Genomic DNA, 599 nt, shown 5'->3' on the forward strand with positions numbered 1-599 from the left:
CTGCACGTGGCTGATGATGCCGTGGGCCGTGTCCACGGCCAGGCTGCAGAGGTAGTTCAGGGCCCGGACCTTGCCAGGCTTGACGGAGATGCGCGCGTCGGGGTCGGTGGGGCTGTAATGCGTCTTGTTGCTCAGCAAGCGGGCTTTTTCGTGCTGCGCGCCCAGGGCGCCGGTCTGGGCGCCCTGCCGCCGGCGCTGCCCCGTAGCCAGCTGGCGCAGCTGGTGGGCCGGGGCCGTCAGCACCGAGCCCGCGGCGGGCGTCTGCTCGCGGCCGCTCAGATGGGGTCCGGCAGGCCCGGCGGCCTGTTTTTCCCGCACGGCTTCGAGCGACGCGTTGGCCTTGACGGGGGCCGAGTCGACGGCCTGCGTGTCGCCGGCCACCAGCCCCCGGGCCACGCACTGGGCAAAGACGTGGTCGAAGAGGCGCTCAAACACCGCGGCCGGAAACAGCTGGCGGGTGCGGCTCACCGTCGAGTGCCACGGCATCTCTTCGTCGACCTCGTAGCCCAAAAAGTACAGGATGTCGAGCCGCAGGGCGCAGTGCTCGACCAGGCGGCGGTCGCTGACGAGGTTTTCCAGCCGGCCCACGAGCACGAGCT

At 70.8% G+C, this 599-nt stretch carries 1 protein-coding gene; it reads right to left on the reverse strand.

Features of this window, described 5'->3' with window-relative positions; genetic code table 11:
• On the reverse strand, positions 1-599 hold a 599-nt coding region (locus tag J4G38_RS25090; protein ID WP_226163840.1), incomplete at both ends, for a transposase.

Origin of the sequence: Hymenobacter terricola, assembly GCF_017921975.2 — a bacterium.
Classification (GTDB): Bacteria; Bacteroidota; Bacteroidia; order Cytophagales; family Hymenobacteraceae; genus Hymenobacter; species Hymenobacter terricola.